Genomic DNA, 26492 nt, shown 5'->3' on the forward strand with positions numbered 1-26492 from the left:
AGCAGTGAAACGATGCATCGCCGATGGTAGTGTGGGGTTTCCCCATGTGAGAGTAGGTCATCGTCAAGATTAAATTCCGAAACCCCAATTGCGAAAGCAGTTGGGGTTTTGTTTTGCCCGCAGGAAATGCGCCTGCTTGATTTCTATGCAACGGCCCGGGGCATGGCTATTATTCGGGCCTCATTGTGAGGCGAGACCTGCATGCTGACGTTGTTGAATCTTCTGAAGGATGGGCGATTCCATTCTGGTCAAGACCTGGGTGCAGCCTTGGGAATTAGCCGAAGTGCGGTGTGGAAGCAGCTTCAGCATCTTGAGGTTGAGCTTGGGCTATCTATCCACAAAGTTCGAGGCCGTGGCTATCAGTTGGCTGCTCCATTGATGCTGCTCGATCCTCTTAAAATGGCGGGAATGAAAGTCGGCTGGCCAATAACTGTCTTTGATTCTATCGACTCCACCAACGCAGAGGCATTGCGCGCGATTGGCCAAGGCCAATCGGCGCCCTTCTTGGTGCTTGCCGAGCGGCAGGTCGCCGGGCGCGGACGTAGAGGGCGCAAGTGGGTAAGTCCGTTTGCCGAAAACCTTTATTACAGTCTTGTTCTGCGTATTGATGGTGGAATGCGCCAGCTTGAAGGCCTGAGTCTCGTTGTTGGATTGGCCGTTATGCAGACCCTGCGGAAGATGGGGGTGCCCGGTGCAGGTTTGAAGTGGCCCAACGATGTTCTGGCGGGCAATAAGAAAATTGCCGGCATTCTGCTGGAGCTGATTGGAGATCCGGCAGATGTGTGTCACGTGGTGCTAGGTATAGGCATTAACGTGAATATGCAGGTTGCAGAAGAGGTCGACCAACAATGGACGTCTATGCGGCTTGAGTCCGGCAAAAACTGTGATCGCAATGTCCTGGTCGCTGAATTGAGCGAGCAGTTGCAGGCATACATACAGCGGCAGCAAATGCATGGTTTTTCGGTTCTCCAGGCGGAATGGGAGGAAAATCATTTCTGGCAGAAGCGTTCCGTGTCGTTGATTGCTGGTGTCAACCAAATAGATGGTGTAGTGCTCGGTATTGATAGTCAGGGTGCGTTGCGATTACAGGTGAATGGCGTGGAAAAAGTATTTAGTGGTGGCGAGCTCAGCCTGAGGTTGCGTGATGATTCTTGAGCTTGACTGCGGCAACAGCTTTATAAAATGGCGTGTGCTGAATGCTGAGGCTGTTACTTTGATCGCGGAGGGGGTGGTCGACTCAGATCAGGCGCTCAGTGAAGGTCTGTGGGCGCTGAGTGGGGTGTCGTTAAGCAAGTGCCGATTAGTGAGTGTTCGTTCCGCCGAGGAAACCGGTGCATTAATTCAGATGCTTAAGCAGGAGTTTGGAGTAACGGTCATATGCGCGGAGCCTGCTCGTGAGATGTCCGGTGTTGTAAACGGTTACGAAGAATACGAGCGTCTAGGGCTTGATCGTTGGCTGGCTATGCTCGGCGGGTTTCACTTGGCTAAAGGTGCGTGCCTGGTGCTTGATTTCGGCACGGCGGTTACCGCCGACTTCATTGCGCAAGATGGGGGGCATCTCGGTGGCTTCATCTGTCCGGGTATGCCGTTGATGCGCAGTCAGTTACGAACCCATACCCGAAAAATTCGTTATGGCGATCTTGCAGCAGAGCGTGCATTAACCAGTCAGGCGCCCGGTCGAAACACTGTAGAGGCGGTGGAGCGCGGCTGCTCCATGATGCTGAGGGGGTTCGTGCTCACCCAGCTCGAAATGGCGCGAGCATATTGGGGGGACGGCTTCACTGTTTTCATTACAGGTGGTGATGCTGGGTTGGTTGCAGATGTCGCGCCTGAGGCCAGGATTGTTCCTGATCTGGTATTCGTAGGTTTGGCTATGGCGTGTCCTTTGTCCTGAGGTATGTATGCGTTGGTTGTTCCTGCTGCTCCTTGTTCTCAATGTTTTCTATTACGTCTGGCATCAGCAGGAAGCACCCTTGCGGGCAAAGGACGTAACCCCTCTCAGTTTGTATAAAGGCTCGCAGCAGGATATTCGTCTGTTGAGCGAGAGTGTCGGTGCTTCTAAGGCAAGGCCTGGTGTGCCGCGGACTGAGGAGAGGTGCCTTTATTTGGGTGGATTTGCTCGTGAGGAGCAAGTTATGCCGCTGAGCCAGCGTTTGGCTGAAATGGATATCAAGGCTGAACTTTCAGCGAATGATGTTCCTGCGGCAGGTTACTGGTTGCGTATCGCACCTGAAAGCCAGCGTTTGCTGGGGGATGCGCAACTGCAAAACCTTTCCAAGGAATTCAATGAGTTAAAACATAAAATAATGCTGTGCGAGGGGGTTGCACCTGCTGAATAGTTTGAATAGAATGGCGCCCGCTCCGCAGTGAAGACCTTTCAAAGGTTAACGAGGCGGGGTGGTGTCAATGCAGCTAACCTCAGGTTTTTAAATGAGAAAATGCTTGACAGGGGCTTGGCATAGTATAGAATGCCGGCCTGATTAGGAGGGGTTCCCGAGCGGCCAAAGGGATCAGACTGTAAATCTGACGTCTACGACTTCGAAGGTTCGAATCCTTCTCCCTCCACCAGATTTAAGCGTGAGCTGCAAGCTCTGCGGGTATAGTTTAGTGGTAGAACCTCAGCCTTCCAAGCTGATGATGCGGGTTCGATTCCCGCTACCCGCTCCAGGTTTGCAGGTTGTGCAAAGTGTTTTGCTCTTGTAGCTCAGTTGGTAGAGCACACCCTTGGTAAGGGTGAGGTCAGCGGTTCAAATCCGCTCAAGAGCTCCATATAACAAGGCAGATATGAAAATATCTGCCTTTGTTTTAGTGGTTGATATTGTTTGTCTAATTCTTCTGTTTGAGGGTGATATCGATGGCTAAGGAAAAATTTGATCGTTCCCTGCCCCACGTCAACGTTGGGACCATTGGTCACGTTGACCACGGTAAAACCACTCTGACTGCTGCTCTGACTCGCGTTTGCTCCGAAGTTTTCGGTTCCGCAATCGTTGACTTCGACAAGATCGACAGTGCACCAGAAGAAAAAGCTCGTGGTATCACCATCAACACCGCACACGTTGAATACAACTCGCTGATCCGTCACTACGCTCACGTTGACTGCCCAGGTCACGCTGACTATGTGAAGAACATGATCACCGGTGCTGCCCAGATGGATGGCGCAATCCTGGTTTGCTCGGCCGCTGATGGTCCGATGCCACAAACCCGTGAGCACATCCTGCTGTCCCGCCAGGTTGGCGTTCCGTACATCGTGGTTTACCTGAACAAGGCTGACCTGGTAGACGACGCTGAGCTGCTGGAACTGGTTGAGATGGAAGTGCGCGATCTGTTGAGCACTTACGACTTCCCAGGCGACGACACTCCGATCATCATCGGTTCTGCTCGTATGGCTCTGGAAGGCAAAGACGATAACGAAATGGGCACTACGTCCGTTCGTAAACTGGTTGAAACTCTGGACAGCTACATTCCGGATCCAGTTCGTGTTATCGACAAGCCGTTCCTGATGCCAATCGAAGACGTGTTCTCGATCTCGGGTCGCGGTACTGTTGTAACCGGTCGTATCGAGCGCGGTATCGTTAAGGTTCAAGATCCACTGGAAATCGTTGGTCTGCGTGACACTACCGTCACCACCTGCACCGGTGTTGAAATGTTCCGTAAGTTGCTCGACGAAGGTCGTGCTGGCGAGAACTGCGGCGTTCTGCTGCGCGGCACCAAGCGTGACGACGTTGAGCGTGGTCAGGTTCTGGTTAAGCCGGGTTCGGTTAAGCCGCACACCAAGTTCGAAGCTGAGGTGTACGTGCTGAGCAAGGAAGAAGGCGGTCGTCACACTCCGTTCTTCAAAGGCTACCGTCCACAGTTCTACTTCCGCACTACCGACGTAACTGGTAACTGCGAACTGCCGGAAGGCGTAGAAATGGTAATGCCAGGCGACAACATCAAAATGGTTGTCACGCTGATCAAAACCATCGCGATGGAAGATGGTCTGCGTTTCGCTATCCGTGAAGGCGGTCGTACCGTCGGCGCTGGTGTCGTAGCCAAAATCATCGAATAAGCGGTTGTAATGTATTTTTCAGGCCGGCATAATGGTCGGCCTGATTTTGTTTTAGGTCAGTAGCTCAATTGGCAGAGCGACGGTCTCCAAAACCGTAGGTTGGGGGTTCGATTCCCTCCTGACCTGCCAGATTCACTTGGTGTGTCTGGCTTTCTTTTCACAGGATCTTCATAGATGACTCCTAAAGCTGAAGCTCAAAGCTCTCGCTTCGATCTGCTCAAGTGGCTTGTAGTAGTTGCTTTGGTCGCTGTTGGCGTTGTTGGCAATCAGTACTACGCCGCTTCGCCGATCCTGTACCGCGTACTCGCTCTACTTGTCATTGCTGCTCTAGCTGCCTTTGTAGGCCTGCAGACTGCGAAGGGCAAGTCTTTCTTTGTACTGGTTAAGGAAGCTCGCACCGAGATTCGTAAAGTCGTTTGGCCAACTCGCCAAGAAACCACGCAGACCACCCTGATTGTGGTGGCTGTTGTACTGGTTATGGCGTTGCTGTTGTGGGGGCTAGATTCCCTGCTCGGCTGGCTTGTTTCCTTGATTGTCGGCTAAGGGTGTCCCGTGGCTAAGCGTTGGTACGTTGTGCATGCTTACTCGGGTTACGAGAAGCATGTCATGCGCTCGCTCGTTGAGCGAGTAAAGCTGGCTGGCATGGAAGATGGCTTCGGCGAAATTCTGGTTCCCACTGAAGAAGTGGTTGAAATGCGTAATGGCCAGAAGCGCAAAAGCGAACGCAAGTTCTTCCCAGGTTATGTGCTGGTACAGATGGATATGAATGAGGGTACTTGGCACTTGGTCAAGGATACTCCTCGGGTGATGGGTTTCATCGGCGGTACTGCTGATAAGCCTGCGCCGATCACTGATAAAGAGGCAGAGGCGATTCTGCGTCGTGTTGCTGATGGTAGCGACAAACCTAAGCCGAAGACTCTCTTCGAGCCGGGTGAAACAGTACGAGTCAATGACGGTCCATTCGCTGATTTCAATGGTGTCGTTGAAGAAGTTAACTACGAAAAGAGCCGGATCCAAGTGGCTGTGCTCATTTTCGGTCGCTCTACCCCGGTAGAGTTGGAGTTCAGTCAGGTCGAAAAGGTCTAGCTGGACAAGCATCCCAACCCCGCAGCCGTAGGCTGTGGGGTTTTGTCGTCACTGGGATAAACGCGCAAGTAACCGGGGAGCCTTTCAAGGCGTTCGAACCCGTAATTGGAGTGCCTCATGGCCAAGAAAATTACCGCTTACATCAAGCTGCAAGTGAAGGCCGCTCAGGCTAACCCAAGCCCACCTGTTGGTCCTGCTTTGGGTCAGCACGGCGTGAACATCATGGAGTTCTGCAAGGCTTTCAACGCCCGTACTCAGGGTCTTGAAGCAGGTCTGCCGACTCCAGTGATCATCACTGTCTACAGCGACCGTAGCTTCACTTTCGAAACCAAATCCACCCCTGCTTCGGTTCTGCTGAAGAAGGCGGCCGGTCTGACCAGCGGTTCCGCTCGTCCAAACACCGTTAAGGTTGGCACTGTTACTCGTGCTCAGCTGGAAGAAATCGCGAAAACCAAAAACGCGGATCTGACTGCAGCTGATATGGATGCAGCCGTGCGTACTATCGCCGGTTCTGCTCGTAGCATGGGCCTTAACGTGGAGGGTGTGTAATGGCTAAGCTGACTAAGCGTCAAAAGGCTATCGCCGGCAAAATCGAAGCAGGCAAGGCCTACAACATTGTAGATGCCGCTGCTCTGCTGGCTGAGCTGTCGACTGTCAAGTTCAGCGAGTCGTTTGACATTGCTGTAAACCTGGGTGTAGACCCGCGTAAATCCGACCAGGTTGTTCGTAGCGCTACTGTGCTGCCACACGGCACTGGCAAGACTGTTCGCGTTGCTGTGTTCACACAGGGTCCAGCTGCTGAAGCCGCTCTGGCTGCCGGCGCTGACCGCGTAGGTATGGACGACTTGGCTGCCGAAATGAAAGGCGGCGACCTGAACTATGACGTAGTGATTGCATCCCCGGATGCCATGCGCGTAGTAGGTCAGCTGGGCCAGATCCTCGGTCCACGTGGTCTGATGCCTAACCCTAAAGTCGGCACCGTAACTCCAGACGTAGCCACCGCGGTTAAAAACGCCAAGGCTGGTCAGGTTCGTTATCGCACCGACAAAAACGGCATCATTCACACTTCCGTTGGCAAGATGGGCTTCGACGCCGTCAAGCTGAAGGAAAACGTTGAAGCCCTGATCGCTGATCTGAAGCGTATCAAGCCAGCTTCTTCGAAAGGTATTTACGTCAAGCGCGTTACCCTGAGCACCACTATGGGCCCAGGTCTGGTCATCGACCAGAGCTCGCTGGACGCGTAAGACAAAGGTTGGCGCGATTGATCGCGCCAATTGAAAGATTGGGGTCCCTGCCTGGCGGGGGCTATCCAAGACCGTAGGCGGCGCAAGCCTTAAACCAAAAGCCTACGCAGATGGTGCTCCCGGTTCCTTACCGAATCAGACACCAAAACGACATTCGGTTCCGATCGAATGAAACGGTAACAAGCAGGAGTTAAACCCGTGGCAATTAATCTCGAAGACAAGAAGGCCATCGTCGCTGAAGTCAACGAGGCTGCCAAAGTCGCTCTGTCCGCTGTCGTGGTTGATGCACGTGGCGTAACAGTAGGCGCAATGACCGGACTCCGTAAAGAGGCTCGTGAAGCTGGCGTATACGTACGTGTTGTACGTAACACTCTGCTCAAGCGCGCCGTTGCTGACACTCAATACAGTGTTCTCAACGACGTGTTCACCGGCCCGACCCTGATTGCATTCTCGAACGAACATCCGGGCGCTGCTGCCCGTATCTTCAAAGAGTTTGCCAAGGGTCAGGACAAGTTCGAGATCAAGGCAGCTGCGTTCGAGGGCAAGTTCCTCGCAGCTAATCAGATCGACGTACTGGCAACCCTGCCGACCCGTGACGAAGCAATTTCTCAGCTGATGAGCGTGATTCAAGGCGCTACCAGCAAATTGGCTCGTACTCTGGCGGCAATTCGCGACCAGAAAGAAGCTGCCGCAGCCTAAGGCTCGTCAACTTCTCGCGTTTTTTGTTTATTTCGATGGTCGCGTAGGCCGTCCCCCAATTCAGGAATTGAGTCATGTCTCTGACTAACGAACAAATCATCGAAGCAATCGGCCAGAAATCCGTAGTGGACATCGTTGAGCTGATCAAAGCGATGGAAGAAGCCTTCGGTGTTACCGCTGCTGCCGCTTCGGCTGGCCCAGCTGTAGCTGCTGCTGCTGTTGAAGAGCAAACCGAGTTCAACGTTATCTTGAAAGGCGCTGGCGAGAAGAAAGTCAACGTGATCAAGGCTGTACGTGAACTGACCGGTCTGGGTCTGAAAGAAGCGAAAGAGAAGGTTGATACCGCTCCTCAGGTTATCGCTGAAGGCGTTTCGAAAGAAGCTGCTGAAGATGCCAAGAAGAAGCTGGAAGAAGCAGGCGCAGAAGTCGAAGTTAAGTAACTTTCGACTTTGCTCCTCCAGCCCGAGCGTCAAGCGACAGGCTGATGGCTGGTGGCTCTTGCCACCGGCCTTTTTCCGTTATTGGCAGCCGACTGGGTCGGTGCTGATAAAGGCGCTGTAACCACCCGATGCGGTGGCGCAAACCATGGGGTTTGCACGATTTTCTGGCTGCTCCCGTCGGGAGGGGCCAAACAAGCAGGTGACCAAGCTGGGGAACGCTGATGGCTTACTCATATACTGAGAAAAAACGTATCCGCAAGGACTTTAGCAAGTTGCCGGACGTCATGGATGTGCCGTACCTCCTGGCCATCCAGCTGGATTCGTATCGTGAATTCTTGCAAGCGGGAGCGACTAAAGATCAGTTCCGCGACGTGGGCCTGCATGCGGCCTTCAAATCCGTTTTCCCGATCATCAGCTACTCCGGCAATGCTGCGCTGGAGTACGTCGGTTATCGCCTGGGCGAACCGGCATTTGATGTCAAAGAATGCGTATTGCGCGGTGTAACTTTCGCCGTACCTTTGCGGGTAAAAGTGCGCCTGATCATTTTCGACAAAGAATCGTCGAACAAAGCGATCAAGGACATCAAAGAGCAAGAAGTCTACATGGGTGAAATCCCCCTGATGACTGAGAACGGTACCTTCGTAATCAACGGTACCGAGCGTGTAATCGTTTCCCAGCTGCACCGTTCCCCGGGCGTGTTCTTCGACCACGACCGCGGCAAGACGCATAGCTCCGGCAAACTGCTTTACTCCGCGCGCATTATTCCTTACCGCGGTTCGTGGCTGGACTTCGAGTTCGACCCGAAAGACTGCGTATTCGTGCGTATCGACCGTCGTCGCAAGCTGCCGGCCTCGGTACTGCTGCGCGCGCTCGGCTACACCACCGAAGAAGTACTGGACGCGTTCTACACCACCAACGTATTCCACCTGAGCGGCGAAACCCTCAGCCTGGAACTGATTGCATCGCGTCTGCGTGGTGAAATTGCCGTTCTGGACATCCAGGATGAAAAAGGCAAGGTCATCGTTGAAGCGGGCCGCCGTATTACCGCGCGCCACATCAATCAGATCGAAAAAGCCGGGATCAAGACGCTGGAAGTGCCTCTGGACTACGTCCTGGGCCGCACTACCGCCAAGGTCATTGTGCATCCGGCTACCGGCGAAATCCTGGCAGAGTGCAACACCGAGCTGAACACCGAAGTCCTGGCAAAAATTGCCAAGTCCGGCGTTGTTCGCATCGAAACTCTGTACACCAACGACATCGACTGTGGCCCGTTCGTCTCTGACACGCTGAAGATCGACTCCACCAGCAACCAATTGGAAGCGCTGGTCGAGATCTATCGCATGATGCGTCCAGGCGAGCCGCCAACCAAAGACGCTGCCGAAACCCTGTTCAACAACCTGTTCTTCAGTCCTGAGCGCTATGACCTGTCTGCGGTCGGCCGGATGAAGTTCAACCGTCGTATCGGTCGTACCGAGATCGAAGGTTCGGGCGTGCTGTGCAAGGAAGACATCGTCGCGGTACTGAAGACTCTGGTCGACATCCGTAACGGTAAAGGCATCGTCGATGACATCGACCACCTGGGTAACCGTCGTGTTCGCTGTGTAGGCGAAATGGCCGAGAACCAGTTCCGCGTTGGCCTGGTGCGTGTTGAGCGTGCGGTCAAAGAGCGTCTGTCGATGGCTGAAAGCGAAGGCCTGATGCCGCAAGACCTGATCAACGCCAAGCCAGTGGCTGCGGCGGTGAAAGAGTTCTTCGGTTCCAGCCAGCTGTCTCAGTTCATGGACCAGAACAACCCGCTGTCCGAGATCACCCACAAGCGTCGTGTTTCTGCACTCGGCCCTGGCGGTCTGACTCGTGAGCGTGCTGGCTTTGAAGTTCGTGACGTACACCCGACTCACTACGGTCGTGTATGCCCGATTGAAACGCCGGAAGGTCCGAACATCGGTCTGATCAACTCCCTGGCCGCTTACGCGCGCACCAACCAGTACGGCTTCCTGGAAAGCCCGTACCGTGTGGTGAAAGAGGGTGTGGTCACCGACGAGATCGTGTTCCTGTCCGCCATTGAAGAAGCCGATCACGTGATCGCGCAGGCTTCGGCGACCATGAACGACCAGAAAGTCCTGATCGACGAGCTGGTAGCCGTACGTCACCTGAACGAATTCACCGTCAAGGCGCCTGAAGAAGTCACTTTGATGGACGTTTCGCCGAAGCAGGTAGTTTCGGTTGCAGCGTCGCTGATCCCGTTCCTCGAGCACGACGACGCCAACCGCGCGTTGATGGGTTCGAACATGCAGCGTCAAGCTGTACCAACCCTGCGCGCTGACAAGCCGCTGGTAGGTACCGGCATGGAGCGTAACGTAGCTCGTGACTCCGGCGTTTGCGTCGTGGCTCGTCGTGGCGGCGTGATCGACTCCGTTGATGCCAGCCGTATCGTGGTTCGTGTTGCTGATGACGAAGTTGAAACCGGCGAAGCTGGTGTCGACATCTACAACCTGACCAAATACACCCGCTCGAACCAGAACACCTGCATCAACCAGCGTCCGCTGGTGAGCAAGGGTGATCGCGTTCAGCGTAGCGACATCATGGCCGACGGCCCGTCCACCGATATGGGTGAACTGGCTCTGGGTCAGAACATGCGCATCGCGTTCATGGCATGGAACGGCTTCAACTTCGAAGACTCCATCTGCCTTTCCGAGCGTGTTGTTCAGGAAGACCGTTTCACCACGATCCACATTCAGGAACTGACCTGTGTGGCCCGTGACACCAAGCTTGGCCCAGAGGAAATCACTGCGGACATCCCGAACGTGGGTGAAGCTGCACTGAACAAGCTGGACGAAGCCGGTATCGTTTACGTAGGTGCTGAAGTAGGCGCAGGCGACATCCTGGTTGGTAAGGTCACTCCGAAAGGGGAGACTCAACTGACTCCGGAAGAAAAGCTGCTGCGTGCGATCTTCGGTGAAAAAGCCAGCGACGTTAAAGACACCTCCCTGCGCGTGCCAACCGGCACCAAAGGTACTGTCATCGACGTGCAGGTCTTCACTCGTGACGGCGTTGAGCGTGATGCTCGTGCACTGTCGATCGAGAAGTCCCAACTGGACGAGATCCGCAAGGATCTGAACGAAGAATTCCGTATCGTTGAAGGCGCGACTTTCGAACGTCTGCGTTCCGCTCTGGTAGGCCACAAGGCTGAGGGTGGCGCAGGTCTGAAGAAAGGTCAGGACATCACCGACGAAGTTCTCGACGGTCTTGAGCATGGTCAGTGGTTCAAACTGCGCATGGCTGAAGATGCTCTGAACGAGCAACTCGAGAAGGCTCAGGCCTACATCGTTGATCGCCGCCGTCTGCTGGACGACAAGTTCGAAGACAAGAAGCGCAAACTGCAGCAGGGCGATGACCTGGCTCCAGGCGTGCTGAAAATCGTCAAGGTTTACTTGGCAATCCGTCGTCGCATCCAGCCGGGCGACAAGATGGCCGGTCGTCACGGTAACAAAGGTGTGGTCTCCGTGATCATGCCGGTTGAAGACATGCCGCACGATGCCAATGGCACCCCGGTCGACGTCGTCCTCAACCCACTGGGCGTACCTTCGCGTATGAACGTTGGTCAGATCCTCGAAACCCACCTGGGCCTCGCGGCCAAAGGTCTGGGCGAGAAGATCAACCGGATGGTCGAAGAGCAGCGTAAAGTCGCTGAGCTGCGCACCTTCCTGGACGAGATCTACAACCAGATCGGCGGTCGTAACGAAGATCTGGACAGCTTCTCCGATCAGGAAATCCTGGATCTGGCGAAGAACTTGCGTGGCGGTGTTCCAATGGCCACCCCAGTATTCGACGGCGCCAAGGAAAGCGAAATCAAGGCCATGCTGAAACTGGCAGACCTGCCGGAAAGCGGCCAGATGCAGCTGACTGACGGCCGTACCGGCAACAAGTTCGAGCGTCCAGTTACCGTTGGCTACATGTACATGCTGAAGCTGAACCACTTGGTAGACGACAAGATGCACGCTCGTTCTACCGGTTCGTACAGCCTGGTTACCCAGCAGCCGCTGGGTGGTAAGGCGCAGTTCGGTGGTCAGCGTTTCGGGGAGATGGAGGTCTGGGCACTGGAAGCATACGGTGCTGCTTACACTCTGCAAGAAATGCTCACAGTGAAGTCGGACGATGTGAACGGCCGTACCAAGATGTACAAAAACATCGTGGATGGCGATCACCGTATGGAGCCGGGCATGCCCGAGTCCTTCAACGTGTTGATCAAGGAAATTCGTTCCCTCGGCATCGATATCGATCTGGAAACCGAATAACACGTGACGCGAATCGAGAGCGGGGCAGGATTGCCCGCTCTCTGCTCCGCCAGGAGGAAAGGCCTTGAAAGACCTACTGAATTTGCTGAAAAACCAGGGTCAAGTCGAAGAGTTCGACGCCATCCGTATTGGATTGGCCTCGCCTGAGATGATCCGTTCGTGGTCGTTCGGTGAAGTTAAAAAGCCGGAAACCATCAACTACCGTACGTTCAAACCTGAGCGTGACGGTCTGTTCTGCGCCAAGATCTTTGGCCCGGTAAAGGATTACGAGTGCCTGTGCGGTAAGTACAAGCGCTTGAAGCACCGTGGTGTGATCTGCGAGAAGTGCGGCGTTGAAGTTGCACTGGCCAAGGTTCGTCGTGAGCGCATGGCGCACATCGAACTGGCTTCGCCGGTTGCCCACATCTGGTTCCTGAAATCGCTGCCGTCGCGTATCGGCTTGCTGATGGACATGACCCTGCGTGATATCGAACGCGTTCTCTACTTCGAGAGCTATGTCGTTATCGATCCAGGCATGACTACCCTTGAAAAAGGTCAGCTGCTGAACGACGAGCAGTACTTCGAAGCGCTGGAAGAGTTCGGTGACGACTTCGACGCCCGTATGGGTGCTGAGGCTGTCCGTGAACTGCTGCACGCTATCGACCTGGAGCACGAGATTGGCCGTCTGCGTGAAGAGATTCCGCAAACCAACTCCGAAACCAAGATCAAGAAGCTGTCCAAGCGTCTGAAGTTGATGGAAGCCTTCCAGGGTTCCGGCAACCTGCCAGAGTGGATGGTGCTGACCGTTCTGCCGGTTCTGCCGCCAGATCTGCGTCCACTGGTCCCGCTGGATGGCGGTCGTTTCGCGACTTCCGACCTCAACGATCTGTATCGTCGAGTGATCAACCGTAACAACCGTTTGAAGCGCCTGCTGGATCTGTCCGCTCCGGACATCATCGTGCGCAACGAAAAGCGTATGTTGCAGGAAGCTGTCGATGCACTGCTCGACAACGGTCGTCGTGGCCGCGCTATCACCGGTTCGAACAAGCGTCCTCTGAAATCCCTGGCTGACATGATCAAGGGTAAGCAAGGTCGTTTCCGTCAGAACTTGCTCGGTAAGCGTGTTGACTACTCCGGTCGTTCGGTAATTACCGTAGGCCCGACCCTGCGTCTGCACCAGTGCGGTCTGCCGAAGAAGATGGCTCTCGAGCTGTTCAAACCGTTCATTTTCGGCAAGCTGGAAATGCGTGGTCTCGCGACCACCATCAAAGCGGCCAAGAAAATGGTCGAGCGCGAACTGCCAGAGGTTTGGGACGTTCTCGCTGAAGTGATTCGCGAACACCCGGTTCTTCTCAACCGTGCACCGACCCTTCACCGTCTGGGTATCCAGGCGTTTGAACCGGTACTGATCGAAGGTAAGGCTATCCAGCTGCACCCGCTGGTCTGCGCCGCGTACAACGCCGACTTCGACGGCGACCAAATGGCCGTGCACGTACCGCTGACGCTGGAAGCCCAGCTCGAAGCGCGTGCGTTGATGATGTCGACCAACAACATTCTGTCGCCAGCTAACGGTGAGCCAATCATCGTTCCGTCGCAGGACGTTGTATTGGGTCTGTACTACATGACTCGTGAAGCGATCAACGCCAAGGGCGAAGGTCGTGTGTTCGCGGATCTGCAGGAAGTTGACCGTGTGTTCCGTGCCGGCGAAGCCGCATTGCACGCCAAGGTTAAAGTACGTATCAACGAAACCGTCAACGACCGTGACGGCAACAGCGTGAGCGGTACCCGTATCGTCGACACTACTGTCGGCCGTGCGCTGCTGTTCCAGGTTGTGCCAAAAGGTCTGTCGTACGACGTCGTCAACTTGCCGATGAAGAAAAAGGCGATCTCGAAACTGATCAACCAGTGCTACCGCGTGGTTGGTTTGAAAGAGACCGTGATCTTCGCTGACCAGTTGATGTACACCGGTTTCGCTTACTCGACCATTTCCGGCGTTTCCATCGGTGTTAACGACTTCGTTATCCCGGATGAAAAAGCTCGCATCATCGGTGCTGCCACCGACGAAGTTAAAGAGATCGAGAGCCAGTACGCCTCCGGCCTGGTAACCCAGGGCGAGAAGTACAACAAAGTGATCGACCTTTGGTCGAAAGCGAACGACGAAGTCTCCAAGGCGATGATGGCGAACCTCTCGAAAGAGAAAGTCATCGACCGTCATGGCGTTGAAGTCGATCAAGAATCTTTCAACTCGATGTACATGATGGCCGACTCGGGTGCGCGGGGTTCCGCAGCACAGATTCGTCAGCTGGCCGGTATGCGTGGTCTGATGGCCAAGCCGGACGGTTCCATCATTGAAACGCCGATTACTGCGAACTTCCGTGAAGGTTTGAGCGTACTTCAGTACTTCATCTCGACTCACGGTGCTCGTAAAGGTCTGGCGGATACCGCGTTGAAAACTGCGAACTCCGGTTACCTGACTCGTCGTCTGGTAGACGTGGCGCAGGATCTGGTTGTAACCGAGATCGATTGCGGCACCGAACACGGTCTGCTGATGACTCCGCACATTGAAGGCGGTGACGTTGTAGAGCCGTTGGGTGAGCGCGTATTGGGTCGTGTTATCGCCCGTGACGTATTCAAGCCAGGTACCGAGGACGTCATCGTTCCTGCGGGCACTCTGGTTGACGAGAAGTGGGTCGAGTTCATCGAGCTGAACAGCATCGACGAAGTGATCGTGCGTTCACCGATCAGCTGCGAAACCCGCTACGGCATCTGCGCCAAGTGCTACGGCCGCGATCTGGCTCGTGGTCACCAGGTGAACATCGGTGAAGCGGTCGGCGTTATCGCTGCCCAGTCCATCGGTGAGCCGGGTACCCAGCTGACGATGCGTACGTTCCACATCGGTGGTGCGGCAAGCCGTACTTCCGCAGCCGACAGCGTTCAGGTGAAGAATGGCGGTACCGTCCGTCTGCACAACCTGAAGCACGTTGAGCGAGTGGATGGTCACTTGGTAGCTGTGTCCCGTTCCGGTGAGCTGGCAATCGCTGATGACTTCGGTCGTGAGCGCGAGCGTTACAAGCTGCCGTACGGTGCTGTGATTTCGGTTAAAGAAGGTGACAAGGTCGACGCTGGCGCAATCGTGGCCAAGTGGGATCCGCACACTCACCCAATCGTTACCGAAATGAAAGGTACCGTGACCTACGTGGGCATGGAAGAAGGCATCACGATCAAGCGTCAGACTGACGAATTGACCGGTATGACCAACATTGAAGTACTCGACGCGAAAGATCGTCCAGCTGCCGGTAAGGAAATCCGTCCTGCAGTGAAGATGGTCGACGACAACGGCAAGGATCTGTTGCTGCCAGGCACTGACGTTATCGCTCAGTACTTCCTGCCAGCCAACGCCCTGGTCGGTGTTGCCGACGGTGCGAAGATTGCGATCGGTGATGTTATCGCTCGTATCCCGCAAGAAACTTCGAAAACCCGTGACATCACCGGTGGTCTGCCGCGTGTTGCCGACTTGTTCGAAGCTCGTCGTCCGAAAGAAGCGTCGATTCTGGCTGAAGTCAGCGGCACCATCGCGTTCGGTAAAGAGACCAAAGGCAAGCGCCGTCTGGTTATTACCCCGAACGATGGTAGCGATCCGTATGAAGAGCTGATTCCGAAGTGGCGTCACCTGAACGTGTTCGAAGGCGAACAGGTAAACCGCGGCGAAGTTATCTCCGACGGCCCGAGCGATCCGCACGACATCCTGCGTCTGCTGGGTGTGAGCGCGCTGGCCAAGTACATCGTTAACGAGATCCAGGACGTTTACCGTCTGCAAGGCGTGAAGATCAACGACAAGCACATCGAGACCATCCTGCGTCAGATGCTGCGTAAAGTTGAGATCGCTGAATCCGGCGATTCCAGTTTCATCAAGGGCGACCAGATGGAACTCACTCACGTACTGGTAGAGAACGAGCGTCTGGGCGGCGAAGACAAGTTCGTGTCCAAGTACACTCGTGTACTGCTGGGTATTACCAAGGCGTCGTTGTCGACCGAATCGTTCATCTCGGCGGCTTCCTTCCAGGAAACCACCCGTGTACTGACCGAAGCGGCCGTAACCGGCAAGCGCGATTATCTGCGCGGCCTGAAAGAAAACGTGGTCGTGGGTCGTCTGATCCCGGCCGGTACCGGTCTGGCTTATCACAGCGAGCGCAAGCGTCGTCGTGAAGCTGACAAACCGTTGCGCGTAAGCGCCAGTGAAGTGGAAGCTGCACTGACCGAAGCGCTGAACTCGAGCGGTAACTGAGTTCTGCGATAAATGAGCGTAAGGCCCTGATCGCTCCGTTCATCGAATCGAGACAATTTGTCGAGGTTCGAGGGGCGGGGAGGTCGGGGCCTTGCCTTGACTGGGGACAAGATCCTCTTTAGACTCTTGATCCCCTAAATTTGGCGGGAATTCGTTCCTGCCATTTTGCTTTTCTTGCAAGACAATAGCGTCGCAAGACAACAGTGGAGCTAGTAGATGGCAACTATCAACCAGCTGGTACGTCAGCCGCGTAAGCGTATCGTCGAGAAATCCGACGTACCTGCGCTGCAGAACTGCCCGCAACGTCGTGGCGTGTGCACCCGTGTGTACACCACTACGCCGAAAAAACCTAACTCGGCACTGCGTAAAGTATGCCGTGTGCGTCTGACCAACGGTTTCGAGGTTTCCTCGTACATCGGCGGTGAAGGCCACAACCTGCAAGAGCACAGCGTGGTACTGATCCGCGGCGGTCGTGTAAAAGACTTGCCAGGTGTTCGTTACCACACCGTTCGCGGCTCCCTGGATACTTCCGGCGTTAAAGGTCGTAACCAAGGTCGTTCGAAGTACGGTACCAAGCGTCCGAAGTAATCGGCCGTTTTGCAGATTTTCATTTTATTGAGTCGATAAGAGTAAGGTCGGGCACGCATCCATTGGATCTGTCCCGAGCTAACCTGAAGACCGCTTGAGGGCTTATCATGCCAAGACGTCGCGTAGCAGCAAAGCGTGAGATTCTGGACGATCCGAAATACGGAAGCCAGATCCTCGCCAAATTCATGAACCACGTTATGGAAAGCGGCAAGAAAGCCGTTGCCGAGCGTATCGTTTATGGTGCCCTGGAAACCGTTGCGACCCGTAAGGCTGGCACCGATCCCCTGGAACTCTTCGAAAAAGCACTCGACGCCATCGCTCCGCTGGTCGAAGTGAAGTCGCGCCGCGTTGGTGGTGCTACTTACCAGGTTCCGGTCGAGGTTCGTCCTTCCCGTCGTAACGCTCTGGCAATGCGCTGGTTGGTAGACTTCGCACGTAAGCGTGGCGAGAAGTCTATGGCTCTGCGTTTGGCTGGCGAACTGCTGGATGCTGCTGAAGGTAAAGGTGCTGCTGTTAAGAAGCGTGAAGACGTGCACCGTATGGCCGAAGCCAACAAAGCTTTCTCGCACTACCGCTTCTAATTTTAGCTTCACTAATTTTGCGAGGGCTTTATGGCTCGTACTACTCCGATTAGTCGCTACCGTAACATCGGTATCGTCGCTCACGTGGATGCTGGTAAAACCACCACCACCGAGCGCGTCCTTTTTTACACCGGCAAAAGTCACAAAATGGGCGAGGTGCATGATGGCGCCGCGACCACAGACTGGATGGTGCAGGAGCAGGAGCGTGGTATTACCATTACTTCTGCTGCCATCACCGCCTTCTGGAAGGGTTCCGAGAAGCAGTACAAAGACGAGCATCGCTTCAACGTAATCGATACCCCGGGCCACGTAGACTTCACTATTGAAGTTGAGCGTTCCCTGCGCGTACTCGACGGCGCTGTCGTTGTGTTCTGCGGTACTTCGGGTGTTGAACCTCAGTCGGAAACCGTATGGCGTCAAGCCAACAAGTACGGTGTTCCACGTCTTGTTTACGTAAACAAGATGGACCGTGCTGGTGCCAACTTCCTGCGCGTGATCGGTCAGATCAAGCAGCGTCTGGGTCACACTCCGGTGCCGATTCAGTTGGCCATCGGTTCTGAAGATAACTTCCAGGGTCAGATTGATCTGATCAACATGCAAGCTATCTACTGGAACGACTCTGACAAAGGTATGGTCCCTGTTCGCAAGGACATTCCTGCCGAGCTGCAAGAGCTGGCTGAAGAGTGGCGCAACAACATGGTCGAAGCTGCTGCTGAAGCCAACGAAGAGCTGATGAACAAGTACCTGGAAGGTGAAGAGCTGACGATCGAAGAGATCAAAGCTGCTTTGCGTCAGCGTACTATCGCCGGCGAAATCGTTCTGGCTGTTTGCGGTTCTTCGTTCAAGAACAAGGGCGTTCCCCTGGTTCTCGACGCCGTTATCGACTTCCTGCCTGCTCCTACCGACATTCCTGCTATCAAGGGTACTGACCCGGATAACGAAGAAGTCGAGCTGGAGCGTCATGCAGACGATGCGGAGCCGTTCTCGGCTCTGGCGTTCAAGATCGCTACCGACCCATTCGTGGGTACTTTGACCTTCGTCCGCGTTTACTCGGGCGTGTTGAACTCCGGCGACGGCGTGATCAACTCGGTTAAAGGCAAGAAAGAGCGCGTGGGTCGTATGGTGCAAATGCACGCAAACGCCCGTGAAGAGATCAAGGAAGTACGCGCTGGCGACATCGCGGCCCTGATCGGCATGAAGGACGTCACCACTGGTGAAACCCTCTGCAACGCTGACAAGCCAATCATCCTGGTTCGTATGGACTTCCCGGAGCCGGTTATTTCGGTTGCCGTAGAGCCTAAAACCAAGGATGACCAGGAAAAAATGGGTATCGCTCTGGGCAAACTTGCTCAGGAAGACCCGTCTTTCCGCGTTAAAACTGATGAAGAGACTGGTCAGACGATCATCTCCGGCATGGGCGAGCTGCACCTGGACATCCTGGTTGACCGGATGCGCCGTGAGTTCAACGTCGAAGCCAACATCGGCAAGCCTCAGGTTTCGTATCGTGAGCGCATCACGAAGAACTGTGAAATCGAAGGCAAGTTCGTTCGTCAGTCCGGCGGTCGTGGCCAGTTCGGTCACTGCTGGATCCGTTTTGCTCCTGCTGACGAAGGTCAGGAAGGTCTGCAATTCGTGAACGAAGTAGTAGGTGGTGTGGTTCCTAAGGAATACATCCCGGCTATCCAGAAGGGTATCGAAGAGCAGATGAAGAACGGCGTCGTTGCCGGCTATCCGCTGATCGGCCTGAAGGCTACCGTGTTCGATGGTTCTTACCACGACGTCGACTCCAACGAGATGGCGTTTAAAGTGGCTGCTTCCATGGCGACCAAGCAACTGGCCCAGAAGGGTGGTGGTGAGTTGCTCGAGCCGATCATGGCGGTAGAGGTTGTTACGCCTGAAGACTATATGGGTGATGTGATGGGCGACCTTAACCGTCGTCGCGGCATGATCCAGGGTATGGAAGACACAGTGTCCGGCAAGGTAATTCGTGCCGAAGTGCCACTGGGTGAGATGTTCGGTTATGCGACCGACGTTCGTTCCATGTCCCAGGGTCGCGCAAGCTACTCTATGGAATTCAAAAAATACGATACAGCCCCGGCGCACATCGTCGAGACTGTTACCAAAAAACAAGGCTGATTCAGCCCCTTTAGGCTAGGAGTTAATTGTCGTGGCTAAAGAAAAATTTGATCGTTCCCTACCGCACGTCAACGTTGGCACCATCGGTCACGTTGACCACGGTAAAACCACTCTGACTGCTGCTCTGACTCGCGTTTGCTCCGAAGTTTTCGGTTCCGCAATCGTTGACTTCGACAAGATCGACAGCGCACCAGAAGAAAAAGCTCGTGGTATCACCATCAACACCGCGCACGTTGAATACAACTCGCTGATCCGTCACTACGCTCACGTTGACTGCCCAGGTCACGCTGACTATGTGAAGAACATGATCACCGGTGCTGCCCAGATGGACGGCGCAATCCTGGTTTGCTCGGCCGCTGATGGTCCGATGCCACAAACCCGTGAGCACATCCTGCTGTCCCGCCAGGTTGGCGTTCCGTACATCGTGGTTTACCTGAACAAGGCTGACCTGGTAGACGACGCTGAGCTGCTGGAACTGGTTGAGATGGAAGTGCGCGATCTGCTGAGCACTTACGACTTCCCAGGCGACGACACTCCGATCATCATCGGTTCTGCTCGTATGGCTCTGGAAGGCAAAGACGATAACGAAATGGGCACTACGTCCGTTCGTAAGCTGGTTGAGACTCTGGACAGCTACATTCCGGACCCAGTTCGTGTTATCGACAAGCCGTTCCTGATGCCAATCGAAGACGTGTTCTCGATCTCGGGTCGCGGTACTGTTGTAACCGGTCGTATCGAGCGCGGTATCGTTAAGGTTCAAGATCCACTGGAAATCGTTGGTCTGCGTGACACTACCGTCACCACCTGCACCGGTGTTGAAATGTTCCGTAAGTTGCTCGACGAAGGTCGTGCTGGCGAGAACTGCGGCGTTCTGCTGCGCGGCACCAAGCGTGACGACGTTGAGCGTGGTCAGGTTCTGGTTAAGCCGGGTTCGGTTAAGCCGCACACCAAGTTCGAAGCTGAAGTGTACGTGCTGAGCAAGGAAGAAGGCGGTCGTCACACTCCGTTCTTCAAAGGCTACCGTCCACAGTTCTACTTCCGCACTACCGACGTAACTGGTAACTGCGAGCTGCCGGAAGGCGTAGAAATGGTAATGCCAGGCGACAACATCAAAATGGTTGTCACCCTGATCAAAACCATCGCTATGGAAGATGGTCTGCGTTTCGCTATCCGTGAAGGCGGTCGTACCGTCGGCGCTGGCGTCGTAGCCAAAATCATCGAGTAATCTCTTTTATAGAGTTGGCTTGGTGAATTGAAAAAGCCCCCGCTCAGCGGGGGCTTTTTTATTGGGTTGACACCTATCTGGGGCGTCTATAGAATTGCGCCTCCTTTTAACGGGCGTATTGCGCTCGGTGGGAATAGCAGCCGGAGTCTGAAATCCAATGCAAAATCAGCAAATCCGTATCAGGTTGAAGGCTTTTGACCATCGCCTGATCGACCAATCAACCCAGGAAATCGTGGAAACCGCGAAACGTACTGGTGCTCAAGTGCGTGGTCCAATTCCACTGCCTACCCGTAAAGAGCGGTTCACCGTTCTGGTTTCCCCGCACGTCAACAAAGACGCGCGTGACCAGTACGAAATCCGCACTCATAAGCGCGTTCTGGACATCGTCCAGCCAACGGATAAAACCGTTGATGCTCTTATGAAGCTTGATCTTGCGGCCGGTGTGGAAGTGCAGATCAGCCTCGGCTAAGACTCGGTCTTAGTCGTGTAACGCTCTGAAATGGGCGGCCATAGCGGGTGAAAGCCCCGTACACTCATGAGGTTTACAACATGACTATTGGTGTAGTCGGTCGTAAATGCGGTATGACCCGTATTTTCACCGAAGAAGGTGTCTCCATTCCGGTCACGGTCATTGAGATCGAACCGAATCGCGTCACCCAGTTCAAAACTGAAGAGACCGATGGCTATCGTGCAGTGCAAGTCACTGTAGGCGAGCGTCGTGCTTCGCGTGTTACAGCTGCTCAAGCTGGCCACTTCGCTAAGGCGAACGTTGCCGCTGGTCGCACTGTCATGGAGTTCCGTCTTGAAGAAGGCGACTACCAGGCTGGCGATCTGATCAACGCTGAAATCTTCGCTGCTGGTCAACTGGTTGATGTAACCGGTCAGTCCAAAGGTAAAGGCTTCCAGGGTACGATCAAGCGTTGGAATTTCCGCGGGCAAGATAACACCCACGGTAACTCCGTATCCCACCGCGTCCCAGGCTCTATCGGCCAGTGCCAGACTCCTGGTCGTGTATTCAAGGGCAAAAAAATGTCCGGTCATATGGGCGCTGAGCGCGTGACCGTGCAGTCCCTGGAAGTAGTGCGCGTGGACGCTGAACGCAATCTGTTGTTGGTCAAGGGTGCTGTTCCTGGCGCTACTGGCGGCAACCTGGTTGTACGTCCAGCAGCCAAGGCTCGCGGTTAAGGGGAAGCTGACATGCAATTAAATGTAAATGACGCTCAAGCGATCGAAGTTTCCGAACTGACATTTGGCGGCGAGTTCAACGAGACGCTGGTTCACCAAGCAGTCGTGGCCTATATGGCCGGCGGCCGTCAGGGTAGCAAGCAGCAAAAGACCCGTTCCGACGTTCGTGGTGGCGGTAAGCGCCCATGGCGTCAGAAAGGTACTGGCCGTGCTCGTGCCGGTACTATCCGTAGCCCTATCTGGCGCGGCGGCGGTACCACTTTCGCAGCTCGTCCACAGGATCACTCCCAGAAGCTGAACAAGAAGATGTATCGCGCAGCAATGCGTTCCATCCTTGCTGAGCTGGTGCGTACTGATCGTCTGATCGTGGTTCAGGATTTCGCTGTTGAAACTCCAAAAACCAAAGATCTGCTGGGCAAGCTGAACAACATGAGCCTGACCGATGTTCTCATCGTGTCGGACGCTGTTGATCAGAACCTGTACCTGGCTGCTCGTAACCTGCCGCACGTCGATGTACGTGACGTTCAAGGTTCCGATCCAGTTAGTCTGATCGCATACGACAAGGTGTTGATCACCGTGTCGGCCGTGAAGAAATTCGAGGAGCTGCTGGGATGAACCAGGAACGCGTATTTAAAGTTCTGCTTGGCCCGCACGTTTCCGAGAAGGCTACGGTTCTGGCTGACAAGAAAGGCCAGTTCGTTTTCAAGGTTGCAACTGACGCAACCAAGCTGGAAATCAAGAAGGCCGTCGAAAGCCTGTTCAGCGTGAAAGTTGAGCGTGTTACTACCCTGAACGTTCTGGGTAAGAGCAAGCGCACGGCTCGCGGTCTGGGCAAGCGCAATGACTGGAAGAAGGCAGTTATCTCCCTTCAGCCAGGCCAAGATCTCGATTTCAGCAGCAGTGCTGAGTAAGGAAGGGGTGCATCATGGCAATCGTTAAATGCAAACCGACTTCCCCTGGCCGCCGTTTTGTGGTCAAGGTGGTCAACCAGGAGCTGCATAAAGGCGCTCCTCACGCACCGCTGCTCGAGAAAAAATCGAAGACTGGTGGTCGTAACAACAATGGCCGTATTACCACGCGTCACATCGGTGGTGGTCATAAGCAGCATTATCGTATGGTCGACTTCCGTCGCAACGACAAAGATGGCATTCCAGCCACTGTCGAGCGTATCGAATACGATCCAAACCGTACTGCTCACATTGCTCTTATGTTGTACGCAGACGGCGAACGCCGTTACATCATCGCCCCTAAAGGCGTGAGCGCTGGCGACCAGCTGATTTCGGGTGCTTTGGCTCCGATCAAGCCAGGCAACCAGCTGCAACTGCGCAGCATTCCAGTTGGTAGCACCGTACACGGCATCGAATTGAAGCCAGGTAAAGGCGCACAGATCGCTCGTTCCGCTGGTGCTTCGGCTCAGCTGATCGCTCGTGAAGGTGTGTACGTTACCCTGCGTCTTCGCTCCGGTGAAATGCGTAAAGTCCTGGCTGAATGCCGTGCGACGCTGGGCGAAGTCTCGAACTCCGAGCACAGCCTGCGTTCGCTGGGTAAAGCTGGTGCCAAACGCTGGCGTGGCGTTCGCCCAACCGTTCGTGGTGTTGCCATGAACCCGGTTGACCACCCACATGGTGGTGGTGAAGGTCGTACCTCTGGTGGTCGTCATCCGGTATCGCCATGGGGCTTCCCGACTAAGGGCGCGAAGACTCGTGGTAATAAGCGTACCGACAAAATGATCGTCCGTCGTCGCAAGTAAATAGAGGGATACGACAGTGCCACGTTCTCTGAAAAAAGGTCCTTTTATTGATCTTCACCTACTGAAGAAGATCGAAGTGGCGGCGGAAAAGAACGATCGCAAACCAATTAAGACTTGGTCGCGTCGTTCCATGATCCTGCCACAAATGGTCGGTCTGACCATCGCAGTACACAACGGTCGTCAACACGTCCCAGTTCTCGTTAACGAAGACATGGTCGGCCACAAACTGGGCGAGTTTGCCGGTACCCGCACTTATCGTGGGCACGTGGCAGACAAGAAAGCCAAGCGTTAAGGGGTTAGGAAATGGAAGTAGCCGCTAAGTTGTCGGGCGCTCGAATCTCCGCCCAGAAAGCCCGCTTGGTCGCCGACCAGATTCGCGGGAAGAAGGTGGGCGAAGCGCTCAACTTGTTGGCTTTCAGCAGTAAGAAAGCCGCCGAGATCATGAAGAAAGTGCTGGAGTCGGCCGTAGCCAACGCCGAGCATAACGAAGGCGCAGACGTTGATGACCTGAAGGTCAGCACCGTTTTCGTCAACGAAGGGCGTTCGCTGAAGCGCATCATGCCACGTGCCAAAGGCCGTGCTGATCGCATCGTCAAGCGGTCTTGCCATATCACTGTCAAGGTTGCTGACAAGTAACGGAGTCGAAGAGATGGGTCAGAAAGTACATCCCATTGGCATTCGCCTGGGAATCGTCAAGGAGCACACCTCCGTCTGGTACGCAGACGGTCGGACTTATGCGGACTATTTGTTCGCTGATCTGAAGGTGCGCGAGTATCTCCAAGACAAACTAAAAAGCGCGTCCGTAAGCCGTATCGATATCCATCGTCCGGCGCAAACTGCACGTATCACCATTCACACCGCTCGTCCAGGTATCGTTATCGGGAAGAAAGGTGAAGATGTTGAGAAACTGCGTCAGGACCTGACCAAGCAAATGGGTGTGCCTGTGCACATCAATATCGAAGAGATCCGCAAGCCGGAGCTCGACGGTATGCTGGTTGCGCAGAGCGTAGCTCAGCAGCTGGAGCGTCGCGTAATGTTCCGTCGCGCTATGAAGCGCGCTGTACAGAACGCCATGCGCATTGGTGCCAAAGGCATCAAAATCCAAGTGAGCGGTCGTCTCGGCGGTGCTGAAATCGCACGTACTGAATGGTATCGCGAAGGTCGTGTGCCATTGCACACCCTGCGTGCCGACATCGACTATGCCAACTACGAAGCTCACACCACTTACGGTGTGATCGGTGTAAAGGTTTGGATCTTCAAAGGCGAAGTAATTGGTGGTCGCCAAGAAGAACTGAAACCACAAGCACCAGCGCCTCGTAAAAAAGCTGCTAAGTAAGGGGTACGCCAAATGTTGCAACCTAAGCGTACGAAGTTCCGCAAGCAGATGACAGGCCACAACCGTGGTCTGGCTCAGCGCGGTAGCAAAGTCAGCTTCGGCGAGTTCGCGCTGAAGTCTGTAGCTCGTGGTCGTCTCACCGCTCGTCAGATCGAGTCAGCGCGTCGTGCTCTGACCCGTCACGTTAAACGTGGCGGCAAGATCTGGATCCGTGTATTCCCGGACAAGCCGATCTCCAAAAAGCCCCTCGAAGTTCGTATGGGTAAAGGTAAGGGTAACGTGGAATACTGGGTTGCCCAGATTCAGCCAGGCAAAGTCCTGTATGAAATCGAGGGTGTAACTGAAGAGCTGGCGCGTGAGGCTTTTGCCCTGGCTGCTGCAAAGCTGCCGCTCGCCACCGCCTTTGTTAAACGGACGGTGATGTGATGAAAGCGAATGAACTTCGTGAAAAATCCGCACAGCAGCTGAACGAGCAACTGCTCGGCTTGCTGCGCGACCAGTTCAATCTGCGTATGCAGAAAGCAACTGGCCAGTTGGGGCAGTCTCATCTGCTCTCGCAAGTTAAGCGTGACATCGCTCGCGTGAAGACTGTGCTTAACCAGCAGGCAGGTAAGTGATCATGGCTGAAGCCGAAAAAACTGTCCGTACGCTGACTGGCCGTGTTGTCAGCGACAAGATGGACAAAACCATCACCGTTCTGATCGAGCGTCGCGTTAAGCACCCGATCTACGGTAAATACGTTAAGCGTTCGACTAAGCTGCACGCGCACGACGAAACCAATCAGTGCCACATCGGCGACAAAGTCACTATTCGTGAAACTCGTCCGATGGCCAAGACCAAGTCTTGGGCGCTGGTTGATGTTCTCGAACGCGCTGTGGAAGTCTAAGGACTAGGGGTCGGAGAAATTATATGATTCAGACTCAATCCATGCTCGATGTGGCCGATAACAGCGGCGCTCGCCGTGTTATGTGCATCAAGGTGCTGGGTGGCTCCCATCGTCGTTACGCTGGTATCGGTGACATCATCAAAGTTACCGTGAAGGAAGCAATTCCTCGCGGTAAAGTGAAAAAAGGCCAAGTGATGACTGCTGTTGTAGTCCGCACTCGTCACGGCGTACGTCGTGCTGATGGCTCCATTATCCGCTTTGATGGCAACGCTGCTGTTCTTCTGAACAACAAGCAAGAGCCGATCGGCACCCGTATCTTTGGGCCAGTGACCCGTGAACTTCGTACTGAGAAGTTCATGAAGATCGTCTCGCTCGCCCCAGAAGTGCTGTAAGGAGATCCGACATGCAAAAGATTCGTCGTGACGACGAGATCATCGTGATCGCCGGCAAAGACAAAGGTAAGCGCGGTAAGGTGCTGAAGGTTCTTGCTGACAACCGTCTGGTTGTTGGTGGTCTGAACCTGGTCAAGCGTCATACCAAGCCTAACCCGATGTCGGGCGTACAAGGCGGTATCGTCGAGAAAGAAGCGCCACTGCACGCTTCTAACGTAGCCATCTTCAATGGCGAAACCAACAAGGCTGACCGCGTTGGTTTCAAAGTAGAAGACGGTAAAAAAATTCGTGTCTTCAAGTCGACCCAAAAAGCGGTTGATGCTTGAACACTGCTAGG

Annotated in this window: 29 protein-coding genes and 4 tRNA genes; all 33 read left to right on the forward strand. The window is 54.6% G+C overall.

The features are described 5' to 3' along the window. The first annotated feature begins 201 nt into the window (after nt 1-201). The gene (gene birA, locus IAI51_RS19445; protein WP_187679955.1) at nt 202-1155 is read left to right on the forward strand and encodes a bifunctional biotin--[acetyl-CoA-carboxylase] ligase/biotin operon repressor BirA; all 954 of its coding nucleotides are present in this window, start codon (nt 202-204) and stop codon (nt 1153-1155) included. Beyond that, nucleotides 1145-1894: a pantothenate kinase gene (locus IAI51_RS19450; RefSeq protein WP_187679956.1), complete on the forward strand. Its 750-nt coding sequence runs from the start codon at nt 1145-1147 to the stop codon at nt 1892-1894. Before birA ends, IAI51_RS19450 begins: the two co-directional genes overlap by 11 nt. A 7-nt stretch (nt 1895-1901) precedes the next feature. Next, the gene (locus IAI51_RS19455) at nt 1902-2339 is read left to right on the forward strand and encodes a hypothetical protein (RefSeq protein ID WP_187679957.1); all 438 of its coding nucleotides are present in this window, start codon (nt 1902-1904) and stop codon (nt 2337-2339) included. A 144-nt stretch (nt 2340-2483) separates the two neighbouring features. Beyond that, nucleotides 2484-2568, forward strand: a tRNA-Tyr gene (locus tag IAI51_RS19460). 25 nt (nt 2569-2593) lie between these two features. Beyond that, nucleotides 2594-2667: transfer RNA gene (locus tag IAI51_RS19465), tRNA-Gly, on the forward strand. Between the two features lie 26 nt (nt 2668-2693). Continuing rightward, nucleotides 2694-2769, forward strand: a tRNA-Thr gene (locus IAI51_RS19470). A gap of 85 nt (nt 2770-2854) precedes the next feature. After that, nucleotides 2855-4048 carry an elongation factor Tu gene (gene tuf, locus IAI51_RS19475; protein WP_003176426.1) on the forward strand — a complete coding sequence of 398 codons (1194 nt, stop codon included), beginning with the start codon at nt 2855-2857 and terminating at the stop codon, nt 4046-4048. 53 nt (nt 4049-4101) lie between these two features. Continuing rightward, nucleotides 4102-4177, forward strand: a tRNA-Trp gene (locus tag IAI51_RS19480). A gap of 45 nt (nt 4178-4222) precedes the next feature. Then, nucleotides 4223-4591 carry a preprotein translocase subunit SecE gene (gene secE / locus IAI51_RS19485; RefSeq protein ID WP_187679958.1) on the forward strand — a complete coding sequence of 123 codons (369 nt, stop codon included), beginning with the start codon at nt 4223-4225 and terminating at the stop codon, nt 4589-4591. A 9-nt stretch (nt 4592-4600) separates the two neighbouring features. Then, nucleotides 4601-5134 (forward strand): transcription termination/antitermination protein NusG, encoded by a 534-nt coding sequence (gene nusG, locus IAI51_RS19490; protein WP_007916492.1) that lies wholly within the window; start codon nt 4601-4603, stop codon nt 5132-5134. Nucleotides 5135-5251: 117 nt separating this feature from the next. Then, the gene (gene rplK, locus IAI51_RS19495; protein WP_003228756.1) at nt 5252-5683 is read left to right on the forward strand and encodes a 50S ribosomal protein L11; all 432 of its coding nucleotides are present in this window, start codon (nt 5252-5254) and stop codon (nt 5681-5683) included. Beyond that, nucleotides 5683-6378: a 50S ribosomal protein L1 gene (gene rplA, locus IAI51_RS19500; RefSeq protein WP_016984191.1), complete on the forward strand. Its 696-nt coding sequence runs from the start codon at nt 5683-5685 to the stop codon at nt 6376-6378. The genes rplK and rplA overlap by 1 nt, the downstream gene beginning before the upstream one ends. A gap of 198 nt (nt 6379-6576) precedes the next feature. Beyond that, nucleotides 6577-7077, forward strand: coding sequence for a 50S ribosomal protein L10 (gene rplJ, locus IAI51_RS19505; RefSeq protein ID WP_008081912.1), 501 nt, complete (start codon nt 6577-6579; stop codon nt 7075-7077). A gap of 74 nt (nt 7078-7151) precedes the next feature. Beyond that, on the forward strand, nt 7152-7517 hold the full coding sequence (gene rplL / locus IAI51_RS19510; protein WP_187679959.1) for a 50S ribosomal protein L7/L12: 366 nt from the start codon (nt 7152-7154) through the stop codon (nt 7515-7517). 221 nt (nt 7518-7738) lie between these two features. Beyond that, the gene (gene rpoB, locus IAI51_RS19515; protein WP_064392269.1) at nt 7739-11812 is read left to right on the forward strand and encodes a DNA-directed RNA polymerase subunit beta; all 4074 of its coding nucleotides are present in this window, start codon (nt 7739-7741) and stop codon (nt 11810-11812) included. 64 nt (nt 11813-11876) lie between these two features. Further along, on the forward strand, nt 11877-16076 hold the full coding sequence (gene rpoC, locus IAI51_RS19520) for a DNA-directed RNA polymerase subunit beta' (protein WP_016984189.1): 4200 nt from the start codon (nt 11877-11879) through the stop codon (nt 16074-16076). 216 nt (nt 16077-16292) lie between these two features. Continuing rightward, entirely contained in the window at nt 16293-16664 is a 372-nt protein-coding gene (rpsL, locus tag IAI51_RS19525) for a 30S ribosomal protein S12 (protein ID WP_003186084.1), read from the forward strand. Between the two features lie 107 nt (nt 16665-16771). After that, nucleotides 16772-17245 (forward strand): 30S ribosomal protein S7, encoded by a 474-nt coding sequence (rpsG, locus tag IAI51_RS19530; protein WP_007916467.1) that lies wholly within the window; start codon nt 16772-16774, stop codon nt 17243-17245. A 30-nt stretch (nt 17246-17275) separates the two neighbouring features. Then, entirely contained in the window at nt 17276-19381 is a 2106-nt protein-coding gene (gene fusA / locus IAI51_RS19535) for an elongation factor G (protein WP_187679960.1), read from the forward strand. A 31-nt stretch (nt 19382-19412) separates the two neighbouring features. Continuing rightward, entirely contained in the window at nt 19413-20606 is a 1194-nt protein-coding gene (tuf, locus tag IAI51_RS19540) for an elongation factor Tu (RefSeq protein WP_003176426.1), read from the forward strand. Between the two features lie 157 nt (nt 20607-20763). Further along, nucleotides 20764-21075 carry a 30S ribosomal protein S10 gene (gene rpsJ, locus IAI51_RS19545; protein WP_003186070.1) on the forward strand — a complete coding sequence of 104 codons (312 nt, stop codon included), beginning with the start codon at nt 20764-20766 and terminating at the stop codon, nt 21073-21075. Nucleotides 21076-21155: 80 nt separating this feature from the next. Next, nucleotides 21156-21791 carry a 50S ribosomal protein L3 gene (gene rplC / locus IAI51_RS19550; RefSeq protein WP_007253310.1) on the forward strand — a complete coding sequence of 212 codons (636 nt, stop codon included), beginning with the start codon at nt 21156-21158 and terminating at the stop codon, nt 21789-21791. A 12-nt stretch (nt 21792-21803) separates the two neighbouring features. After that, nucleotides 21804-22406, forward strand: a complete 603-nt coding sequence (gene rplD, locus IAI51_RS19555) for a 50S ribosomal protein L4 (RefSeq protein ID WP_150602056.1) — start codon at nt 21804-21806, stop codon at nt 22404-22406. Continuing rightward, nucleotides 22403-22702 carry a 50S ribosomal protein L23 gene (rplW, locus tag IAI51_RS19560; protein WP_002555488.1) on the forward strand — a complete coding sequence of 100 codons (300 nt, stop codon included), beginning with the start codon at nt 22403-22405 and terminating at the stop codon, nt 22700-22702. The genes rplD and rplW overlap by 4 nt, the downstream gene beginning before the upstream one ends. 14 nt (nt 22703-22716) lie before the next feature. After that, entirely contained in the window at nt 22717-23541 is an 825-nt protein-coding gene (gene rplB / locus IAI51_RS19565; RefSeq protein ID WP_042561342.1) for a 50S ribosomal protein L2, read from the forward strand. Nucleotides 23542-23557: 16 nt separating this feature from the next. Then, nucleotides 23558-23833: a 30S ribosomal protein S19 gene (gene rpsS, locus IAI51_RS19570; protein ID WP_003228731.1), complete on the forward strand. Its 276-nt coding sequence runs from the start codon at nt 23558-23560 to the stop codon at nt 23831-23833. 11 nt (nt 23834-23844) lie between these two features. Beyond that, entirely contained in the window at nt 23845-24177 is a 333-nt protein-coding gene (gene rplV / locus IAI51_RS19575) for a 50S ribosomal protein L22 (protein ID WP_003103908.1), read from the forward strand. 13 nt (nt 24178-24190) lie between these two features. Continuing rightward, entirely contained in the window at nt 24191-24877 is a 687-nt protein-coding gene (rpsC, locus tag IAI51_RS19580) for a 30S ribosomal protein S3 (protein ID WP_003176422.1), read from the forward strand. Nucleotides 24878-24889: 12 nt separating this feature from the next. Further along, nucleotides 24890-25303 carry a 50S ribosomal protein L16 gene (gene rplP / locus IAI51_RS19585; protein ID WP_003232424.1) on the forward strand — a complete coding sequence of 138 codons (414 nt, stop codon included), beginning with the start codon at nt 24890-24892 and terminating at the stop codon, nt 25301-25303. Further along, on the forward strand, nt 25303-25494 hold the full coding sequence (gene rpmC, locus IAI51_RS19590) for a 50S ribosomal protein L29 (RefSeq protein ID WP_002555481.1): 192 nt from the start codon (nt 25303-25305) through the stop codon (nt 25492-25494). The genes rplP and rpmC overlap by 1 nt, the downstream gene beginning before the upstream one ends. Before the next feature lie 2 nt (nt 25495-25496). Continuing rightward, nucleotides 25497-25763 (forward strand): 30S ribosomal protein S17, encoded by a 267-nt coding sequence (gene rpsQ / locus IAI51_RS19595; protein WP_003194644.1) that lies wholly within the window; start codon nt 25497-25499, stop codon nt 25761-25763. Nucleotides 25764-25786: 23 nt separating this feature from the next. Next, nucleotides 25787-26155 carry a 50S ribosomal protein L14 gene (rplN, locus tag IAI51_RS19600; protein WP_002555479.1) on the forward strand — a complete coding sequence of 123 codons (369 nt, stop codon included), beginning with the start codon at nt 25787-25789 and terminating at the stop codon, nt 26153-26155. 11 nt (nt 26156-26166) lie between these two features. After that, on the forward strand, nt 26167-26481 hold the full coding sequence (gene rplX, locus IAI51_RS19605) for a 50S ribosomal protein L24 (protein WP_003186046.1): 315 nt from the start codon (nt 26167-26169) through the stop codon (nt 26479-26481). The last annotated feature ends 11 nt before the right edge of the window (nt 26482-26492 follow it).

The organism is Pseudomonas sp. N40(2020), assembly GCF_014472415.1.
Lineage (GTDB): Bacteria > Pseudomonadota > Gammaproteobacteria > Pseudomonadales > Pseudomonadaceae > Aquipseudomonas.